The 8,518-nt window shown below is 70.6% G+C and carries 7 protein-coding genes; 6 read left to right on the top strand and 1 reads right to left on the bottom strand.

Annotated features, from left to right (window positions below; translation table 11 throughout):
• Positions 1-354: hypothetical protein (locus tag ABZS54_RS40545; RefSeq protein ID WP_355547693.1), on the bottom strand; the 354-nt coding region annotated here is incomplete at its 3' end.
• A 291-nt stretch (positions 355-645) separates the two neighbouring features.
• Between ABZS54_RS40545 and ABZS54_RS40540 the strand changes: the two genes are divergently transcribed.
• The 6 genes from ABZS54_RS40540 to ABZS54_RS40515 form a co-directional block, all read left to right on the top strand.
• The gene (locus ABZS54_RS40540) at positions 646-2,301 is read left to right on the top strand and encodes a PucR family transcriptional regulator ligand-binding domain-containing protein (protein WP_355547690.1); all 1,656 of its coding nucleotides are present in this window, start codon (positions 646-648) and stop codon (positions 2,299-2,301) included.
• 259 nt (positions 2,302-2,560) lie between these two features.
• Positions 2,561-4,033 carry a solute carrier family 23 protein gene (locus ABZS54_RS40535; protein WP_355547687.1) on the top strand — a complete coding sequence of 491 codons (1,473 nt, stop codon included), beginning with the start codon at positions 2,561-2,563 and terminating at the stop codon, positions 4,031-4,033.
• 54 nt (positions 4,034-4,087) lie between these two features.
• Positions 4,088-5,002: a xanthine dehydrogenase family protein subunit M gene (locus ABZS54_RS40530; RefSeq protein WP_355547684.1), complete on the top strand. Its 915-nt coding sequence runs from the start codon at positions 4,088-4,090 to the stop codon at positions 5,000-5,002.
• The gene (locus tag ABZS54_RS40525; RefSeq protein WP_355547681.1) at positions 5,002-5,535 is read left to right on the top strand and encodes a (2Fe-2S)-binding protein; all 534 of its coding nucleotides are present in this window, start codon (positions 5,002-5,004) and stop codon (positions 5,533-5,535) included. Before ABZS54_RS40530 ends, ABZS54_RS40525 begins: the two co-directional genes overlap by 1 nt.
• On the top strand, positions 5,532-7,961 hold the full coding sequence (gene cutA / locus ABZS54_RS40520) for an aerobic carbon-monoxide dehydrogenase large subunit (RefSeq protein WP_355547678.1): 2,430 nt from the start codon (positions 5,532-5,534) through the stop codon (positions 7,959-7,961). Before ABZS54_RS40525 ends, cutA begins: the two co-directional genes overlap by 4 nt.
• A gap of 15 nt (positions 7,962-7,976) precedes the next feature.
• Positions 7,977-8,518: carbon monoxide dehydrogenase subunit G (locus tag ABZS54_RS40515; RefSeq protein ID WP_355547676.1), on the top strand; the 542-nt coding region annotated here is incomplete at its 3' end.

The following is an 8,518-nucleotide window of genomic DNA, read 5'->3' as shown; positions in this document are numbered from 1 at the left end:
GTCGGCGTCGCCCGGCGCGGGCGGGCGCGGCGGGGTCCACCAGCGGGCCGCCGTCACCCCCATCGCACCCAGGCTCACCCGCCCGTCACCGATCCGGGCGTCGGTGCGGTCGGCCAGTGCGGGGAAGGGCGATGCGGCGGTGCGGGCGGCCAGGACGACGGCGTTGGGCAGCCGGACCGCGTCGTGGGTGCACAGCGCGAGGACGGTGCCGTCCGGGTCGGCCAGGTAGATCGCGGCCGGGAAGACGCCGAGCACCCGGGCGGGCCGGGTCGGTCGCTCCAGCGCCGCGCGGACGCGCACCGACGCCGAGCCCGGCATCGGCACCGGATCGGCGTGTTCTCCCGGGTCTACCACGATGGTGCCTCCCGGGAACGGTGCGGAATCGAAGCGGCGGAATCGAAGCGGTGCGGAACCGAGGCGATACGGAACGAAGCGATGCGCGTCGGTGGTTGACGCGGTGTGGTCGAGGACCCCGCGACGGGTGAGCGACGGTGGGGCCGCTCTTTCGAACCGACTTGAATCGGACCGGCTCTATGTCTGTTGTGAACGTAATCCAATGGCTATGGTCCTCGAATGGAGCAAGTTGCCAACCTTGGCGCACTTAATTCGCGTAATTTGCCAAGCTCTGGCGGGAGTCCCGGAGGCGTGCGAACCGCGAGTACCGGCACGCTCGTTCGCGGCGTGTCGGTCCGCGACGTGCTGAGCCTCTCCAGCCTGTCCGGCGCCCGGCTGATGGCCGGAGAGCGCGGACTGGATCGCGTCGTGCAGCGGCTCAACGTGATGGAGGTCCCGGACATCCTGCCCTGGACCAAGCCGCACGAACTCCTGCTGACCACCGGCTACCCGCTGCGCGAGACTCCACAGTCGCTGTGCGACCTGGTCACCGAGTTGGAGTCGCGCCGACTCGCCGCGGTGGGCATCAAGCTGGGCCGCTACCTGGACGAGTTGCCCGCCGACATGCTGGACGCCGCCGATCGGGTGGGCCTGCCGATCATCCGGCTGCCCGACGACGTCGCCTTCGACGACATCCTCAACCAGGTGCTCACCGACATCCTCAACCGGCAGGCCGCGATATTGGCCCGCTCCGAGGAGGCGCATCGCGCGCTGGTCAGCGTGGTGCTCGCGGGCGGCGGCCTGGAGGCGATCACCGACGAACTCAGCCGGTTGCTCGGTGGCACCGTCATGGTCACCACCCCCGACGGCCGACTGTTGGCCTCCTCCGCTTCGGAGGGCGTCGGGGCCAAGGCGTCCGGACGCGGCGTGTTCGACGCCACCGGCCGATTCCGGGTCGAGCGCTTCAAGCACGGCGCACGGGCCCTGGAGGAGCCGGCCACCGGGGTGGCGCTGGTGCCGATCCTGGCCGGCGCCCTCGACCACGGCCGGGTCGTGCTGATCTCCGCCGGACGCACGCTCGACGAGAGCGACATCCAGGTATTGGAACGCGCCGCCGCCACCGCCGCGCTGGTGATCACCAAGGAACTCGCGGTCGCCGCCGTGGAGAGCAAGTACCAGGGCGACTTCATGCGCGACCTGCTGGCCGGCCGGGCCGGCGACCCGGCGCACACCGTGCGGCACTGCGCGTCGCTGGGCTGGGCGATCGACCGCCCGCTGACCGTGATGGTCGCCCAGCTCGAACCCGGCGAGGGCCCCGACCCGGAGAGCGACGACCTGCGGCCCGCGCACGAACGCTTCGCCACCGCGTGGGGCATCGTCGTGCGCGAACGCGATCCGCGGGCGGCCGTGGTCGGCTACAGCCAGGAGGTCGTGGTGGTGATGGGCGCTTCCGAGCGCACCCCGCCCGGCGAGTTGGTCCGGCACATGGTCGCCCAGGTCGCCGGCGACGGCGGCGGCGGACGCCGCTCGTTCTCCACCGGCGTCAGCCGCGTGGTCACCGATCCCGCGCTGCTGCCCGAGGCGTACGAACAGGCCCGCCGCGCGGCCAAGGTCGGCCGGCAGATGCACGGTCCGGGCGGCATCGCCGACTTCGACAGCCTGGGCGTGTACCGCCTGCTCAGTCTGGTCCCCGACTCCGCCGAACTGACCAGTTTCATGCGGGAGACGCTCGGGGAACTCGCGAGTCGCGAGGACGAGGAGACCACCGATCTGCGCACCACCCTGGAGGTGCTGCTCGACACCAATCTCAACGTGGCCGAGACGGCCCGGATCCTGCACTTCCACTACAACACGCTGCGCTACCGGATCGGCAAACTGGAACGGTTGCTCGGCGCGTTCACCACCGACTCGCATCTGCGGCTCAACATCATGCTGGCGCTCCAAGTCCGCCGCATGCGCGGGCTGTAGCGTAACGCGCACGTACGGAGAGACCCTTGGTTGTTCATCCATACGCCGACACACGAAGGCAACAAACCTTGGGTGAATTCCACAACACCACCAGGCCGGCTCTGTCAGCTATCACCCAAGCCGCAGTGTCCGACCCGTCCATAACCTTCCCCCAACCTCGTGGCGAGAACGGCGGACAACACCGGATCGCGCTCACCGTGCCGGGTCGTGCGACAGCGAATCGCCCTCGCACCCCCCTACGCCTGGAAGGCGGCTGAACATGGCACTCGGCTTGGGATGGAAGCTCTACGGGGACGGCAGTACCCCACCTCCGGGTGAGGTCGTACGCCCCGACGAACGGCTCTCGTGGGGTCGGACCATCGGTCTGGGCGCACAACACATCGTCGCGATGTTCGGCGCGACATTCGTATTCCCGGTGGTCATGGGTCTGGACCCGAACCTGGCGATCATGATGTCGGGTGTGGCCACCGTGGTCTTCCTGCTCATCGTGCAGGGCAGGATCCCCAGCTACCTCGGCACCAGCGCCGCGTTCGTCGGCGCGGTCGCCACCATTCGCGCCTCCGGCGGATCCAGCGCGACGGTGACCGGATCGATCCTGATCGCGGGCGCCGTACTCGCGCTCGCCGGTGTGCTGATCCACCTGCTCGGCGCCGAGCTCGTCAACAAGGCGCTGCCGCCGGTGGTCACCGGCGCCGTGGTGATGTTGATCGGCTTCAACCTGGCGCCCGTGGTGGCCAAGGTGTACTGGCCGCAGGACCAGTGGATCGCCATCCTGACGATGACCGCGGTGATCGCGATGACCGTGCTGCTGCGCGGCTTCTGGTCCCGGATCGCGATCTTCCTCGGTCTGATCTTCGGTTACGCGATGTCGTGGCTGTTCGACAAGGGCTTCGGGCAGATCACCTCGGTCCAGCCCGGTCAAAACGACGGCAAGGCGTTCGCGCACGACCGGGTCGACTTCTCCGGCGTCACCTCCGCCGACTGGTTCGGGCTGCCCACCACGCACGCCCCGGACTTCAAGACCTCGGCGATCCTGGTCGCGCTGCCCGCCGTGATCGCGCTGATCGCGGAGAACGCCGGCCACGTCAAGGCGGTCTCCGAGATGACCGGCGCCGACCTGGACGGCAGCCTGGGCAAGGCGATCACCGCGGACGGCCTGGGCACCGTGATGGCCAGCGCGGTGGGCGGCTCGCCCACCACCACCTACGCCGAGAACATCGGCGTCATGGCGGCCACCCGGGTCTACTCCACCGCCGCGTATTACGTGGCCGCCGTCGTCGCCGTGCTGTTCGGCCTGTGTCCCAAGTTCGGCGCACTGATCGCGGCCACTCCCGGCGGCGTGCTCGGCGGGATCACCGTCGTGCTCTACGGCATGATCGGCCTGCTCGGCGCGAAGATCTGGATCGAGAACAAGGTCGACTTCGCCAACCCGATCAACCTCGTCCCGATCGCCGCCGGCATCGTGATCGGCATCGGCGGCGTCGCGATCAAGATCAACGACGACTTCGTCATCGAGGGCATCGCGCTGGGCACCATCGTCACCCTGGTGGCCTACCACACCCTGCATGCCCTGGCTCCCGCGCACATGCGCGACCCCAAGGCCCCCGCCGACGTCGAACTGGAGGGCGGCACCGCGCTGTCCCTGGGCACGGTGGAGGAACACCAGCCCGCGGAGCAGCCGTTGGCCGGCTCCACCGCCGCCGCTCCGCCGACGAAGACACCGCCGAGCTGACGCCACCCCACTCACGCGCACCACCGCACGCGAACACCAGGAGGAGACGACACCGTGAAGCCGCCGGCATTCCGATATCACGCACCGACCGATCTGGCCGAGGCCCTCGACGCCCTCGACGGGGTCGGCCACGACGGAAAGGTCCTCGCCGGCGGCCAGAGTCTGATCCCGATGCTCAACATGAGACTCGCGGCCCCGGCCCACCTGGTCGACATCAACGGGCTCGCCGAACTCTCCTACGTCCGCACCGACCCCGGCGGCGTCGCGGTGGGCGCGCTCGCCCGGCACGCCGAGGTCGAGGCGGACGAGGCCGCACACGCGGTCGTACCCCTGCTGCGCCAGGGCCTGCGCCTGGTTGCCCACCCGGTGATCCGCAACCGCGGCACCACCGTGGGCAGCCTCGCGCACGCCGACCCCTCCGGCGAGATGACCGCCGTACTGGCCCTGCTCGGCGGCTCGATGACGCTGGCCCGCAAGGGCGCCACCCGCACCGTCGCCGCCGAGGACTTCTTCCTCGGCCCGCTGGAGTCGTGCATCGAGCCCGGCGAACTGGCCGTGGCCGCCTACTTCCCGCGCCTGCCGGGCCGCACCGGCACCGAGTTCGTGGAGATCGCCCGCCGACACGGCGACTACGCGATGTGCGGCGTCGCGGCGGCGGTCACCGTCGACGACGATCTGCGGATCGTCTCGGCCCGCGCCGCCTACCTCTCGCTCTCGCCCGTCCCGCTCGTGCTCGACCTGACCGACGCGCTGATCGGCCGCACCGCCGACACCGCCGAGTGGAGCGACGCGGCGACGCTCGCGGGCGCGAGTCTGGAGCCCGAGCCGGACATCCACGCCACCGCCGAATACCGCGCCCAACTGGCCGGCGTACTGACCGTCCGCGCCCTGCGCACCGCCACCGAACGCGCGGCCCTGGTCGACCCGAACCCCACCGCACCGAGCACCACCGACGAGCGGAGCGCCTGATGACCGAGACGCAGATCCCCACCGAGCAACGCCTCGACATCCGGCTGAACGTGAACGGCGTCCTGCGCACCGCCACCGTCACCCCGCGCCGCCTGCTCTCCGACTGCCTGCGCCACGACCTGGGCCTGACCGGCACCCACGTGGGCTGCGAGCACGGCGTGTGCGGCGCGTGCACGATCCGAGTCGACGGCAAGCCGATGCGCGGCTGCCTGATGTTCGCCGTCAGCGCGCAGGGCCACGAGATCACCACGGTCGAGGGACTGGCCGATGCCGACGGCACCATGCATCCCGTGCAGCAGGCCTTCCGCGAGTGCCACGGCCTCCAGTGCGGATTCTGCACACCCGGCTTCCTCACCGTCGTCTCCGCCTTCCTGGAGGAGAACCCGGCGCCCACCGAGGAGGAGGCCCGCGAGGCCGTCTCCGGCAACCTGTGTCGCTGTACCGGGTACCAGAACATCGTGAAGTCGGTGCTGCGCGCCGCCGAGATCACCAACGAACGCCGGGCCGAGCAGGCCGAGGGGGACGCCCGATGACCACCAGGATGTTCGGCGCACCCGTACAGCGCACCGAGGACCTGCGCCTGCTGGTCGGCAACGGCCGCTACCTCGACGACCTGGGCGCGGGCGCCTACGAGGCTGCCTTCGTCCGCAGCCCGCACGCCCGGGCCCGGGTCACCGGGATCGACGTCACCGGCGCGCTCGACGTCGACGGCCTGATCGCGATCTACACCTACGAGGACCTGTCCGGCCGGGTCGCCGAGCCGCTCCCGCTGCTCATCCCGCACCCCGCGCTCACCCACGGCCGCACCGCCTACCCGCTGGCCAAGGAGTTCGTCAACCACGTCGGCGAGGCCGTCGTGATGGTCGTCGCCCGGGACCGCTACCTGGCCGAGGACGCCTGCGAGCGGATCACCGTCGAGTACGAACCGCTGCCCCCCGTCGTCGGTATCGAGAACGCGCACCGCGCCGACCGCCTCGTGCACGACGACGTGCCCGGCAACTGCGCCGCGCACCTCGTCCAGGAGGTCGGCGACGCGCCCGCCGCGATCGCCGCCGCGCCCAACCGGCTGGAGCTGAAGCTCGACATCGAGCGCAGCGCGTGCATGCCGATGGAGGGTCGCGGCGTCTACGCCCGCTGGGACGCGGACGACGCGAGTCTGCGCGTGTACACCTCCACGCAGACCTCCACGGGCGTGCGCGCGGCGGTAGCGGCCAAGCTGGAGCTGCCACTGGACCGGGTCGAGTGCGTGACCCCCGACGTCGGCGGCGGCTTCGGCGTCAAGATCGTGCACCCATGGCCCGAGGAGATCCTGATCCCGTGGGCGGCCCGGCTGCTCGACCACGAGGTCAAGTGGACCGAGGACCGCCGCGAGCACTTCATCTCCGCCGCGCACGAGCGCGGCCAGTTGCAGACCGTACGAGTCGGCTTCGACGACGACGGCCGACTGCTGGGCCTGGACGTGGAGATCCTGCACGACAACGGCGCGTACACGCCGTACGGGATCATCGTCCCGATCATCACCTCCACCCAGTTGCTCGGCCCGTACAAGCCCGGCGCCTATCGGGTGGACTTCCGCAGCCTCTACACCAACACGGTGATAGTCACCCCCTATCGCGGCGCAGGCCGCCCGCAGGGCGTGTTCGCGATGGAGCGCGCGATGGACGCGATCGCCGATCACCTGGGCAAGGACCGCACCGAGGTGCGCGCGGTCAACTTCATCAAGCCGGAGGAAATGCCCTACGACCACGGCCTGCTCTTCCAGGACGGCCGCCCGCTGATCTACGACTCGGGCGACTTCCCCGCCTCGCTGGACGCGCTCAAGAAGCTGGTCGGCTGGGACGAGTTCGAGGCGTACCGGGCGCGGGCGCGCGCCGAGGGCCGCCGGGTCGGCATCGGTGTCGCGTGTTACGTCGAGGGCACCGGCGTCGGCCCGTACGAGGGCGGCCACGTCCAGATCGAGACCACCGGCAAGGTCAACGTCGCCACCGGCCTGACCAGCCAGGGCCAGGGTCACCAGACGGTGTTCGCCCAGATCGTCGCCGACGAACTGGGCGTACCCCTCGAAGACGTCACGGTGACCACCGGCGACACCCGCCGATTCCCGTACGCGGTCGGCACGTTCGCATCGCGGGCGGCGGTGATGAGCGGCAACGCCATCGCGCTGGCCGCGCGCAACGTCAAGGCCAAGGCGCTGCGGATCGCCGGCGAGGCGCTGGAGGCGGACCCGCGCGACCTGGAGATCGTCGACGGCCATGTGCGGGTCAAGGGCAGCCCGGGCTCCTCGGTCGCGCTCGGCACGGTCGCGGTGTTGTCCAACCCGCTGCGCTACGCCTTCGACGAGGCGTCCCAGGCGGCCACCCAACTCACCGGCACCGCCGACTTCTCCAAGCCGCCGGTCGCCGAGGACGACGAACCCGGCCTGGAGGGCCGCGACTACTACTCGCCGCCGACCGCCACCTTCGCCAACGGGATGCACGCGGTGATCGTGGAGACCGACCCGGACACCGCCGAGATCCGCATTCTGCGCTACTGCGTCGTGCACGACTGCGGACACCTGATCAACCCGATGATCGTCGAGGGCCAGGTACACGGCGGCGTCGCACAGGGCGTCGGCGGCGCGCTGTACGAGCGCATGGAGTACGACGAGCACGGCCAGTTGGTCAACGCCTCGTTCATGGACTTCCTGATGCCGTACGCGAGCGAGGTGCCCAAGATCGAGATCGACCACCTGGAGACCCCCTCCCCGCTCAACCCGCTCGGCATCAAGGGCGCCGGCGAGGCGGGCGTGATCCCCGCGGCGGCAGTGTTCGCCTCCGCGATCGAGGACGCCGAGGGCTTCCCGATCGTGCGGATGCCGATCCAGCCGTCCGAACTCTTCCATCTGCGCAAGCGGTTCGCCGCCGGCGAGATCCCGGCGCTGCGCCGCGGCGCCGACCATGCCGCCGGCACCCACCGTTAAGGAGCACGTCGCACCATGAAGGTCCAAGGAAACGCCATCCTGAACGCACCGGTCGACAAGGTCTGGGCGGCGCTGAACGACCCGGCCGTACTGACCCGCACCATCCCCGGCTGCGAGAAGCTCGAGGAGACCGGCCCGGACGCGTACCGGATGACGGTGACGATGGGGGTCGCCTCGATCAAGGGCACCTACCTGGGCAACGTGCAGCTCACCGACCAGGTACCGCCGGGCTCGTTCATGCTCAAGGCGTCCGGCTCGGGCGGGCCGGGCACGGTCAGCGCCGAGGTCAAGGTCACCCTGGCGGACATCGACGGCGGGCGGACCCGGCTGGAGTACGACGCCGAGGCCGTGGTGGGCGGCGTCATCGGCGGGGTCGGGCAGCGCATGCTGACGGGTGTCGCCAAGAAGACGGCGGGCGAGTTCTTCAAGTCGGTGGACAAGATCCTGACCGGGCAGACGCCGCTGACGCCGGTGCCTGCGGCGGTCAACGGGACTGCCGTGGTGCCGACGGCCGACGGCGCCCCGGCCGCGGCTGCCGCGCCGGCCACTGCCGCGTA

Source organism: Embleya sp. NPDC005575 (genome assembly GCF_040605455.1).
Classification (GTDB): domain Bacteria; phylum Actinomycetota; class Actinomycetes; order Streptomycetales; family Streptomycetaceae; genus Embleya.
Note: the sequence above shows the minus strand (reverse complement) of the source record. Positions and strands in the feature narration are given on the sequence as shown.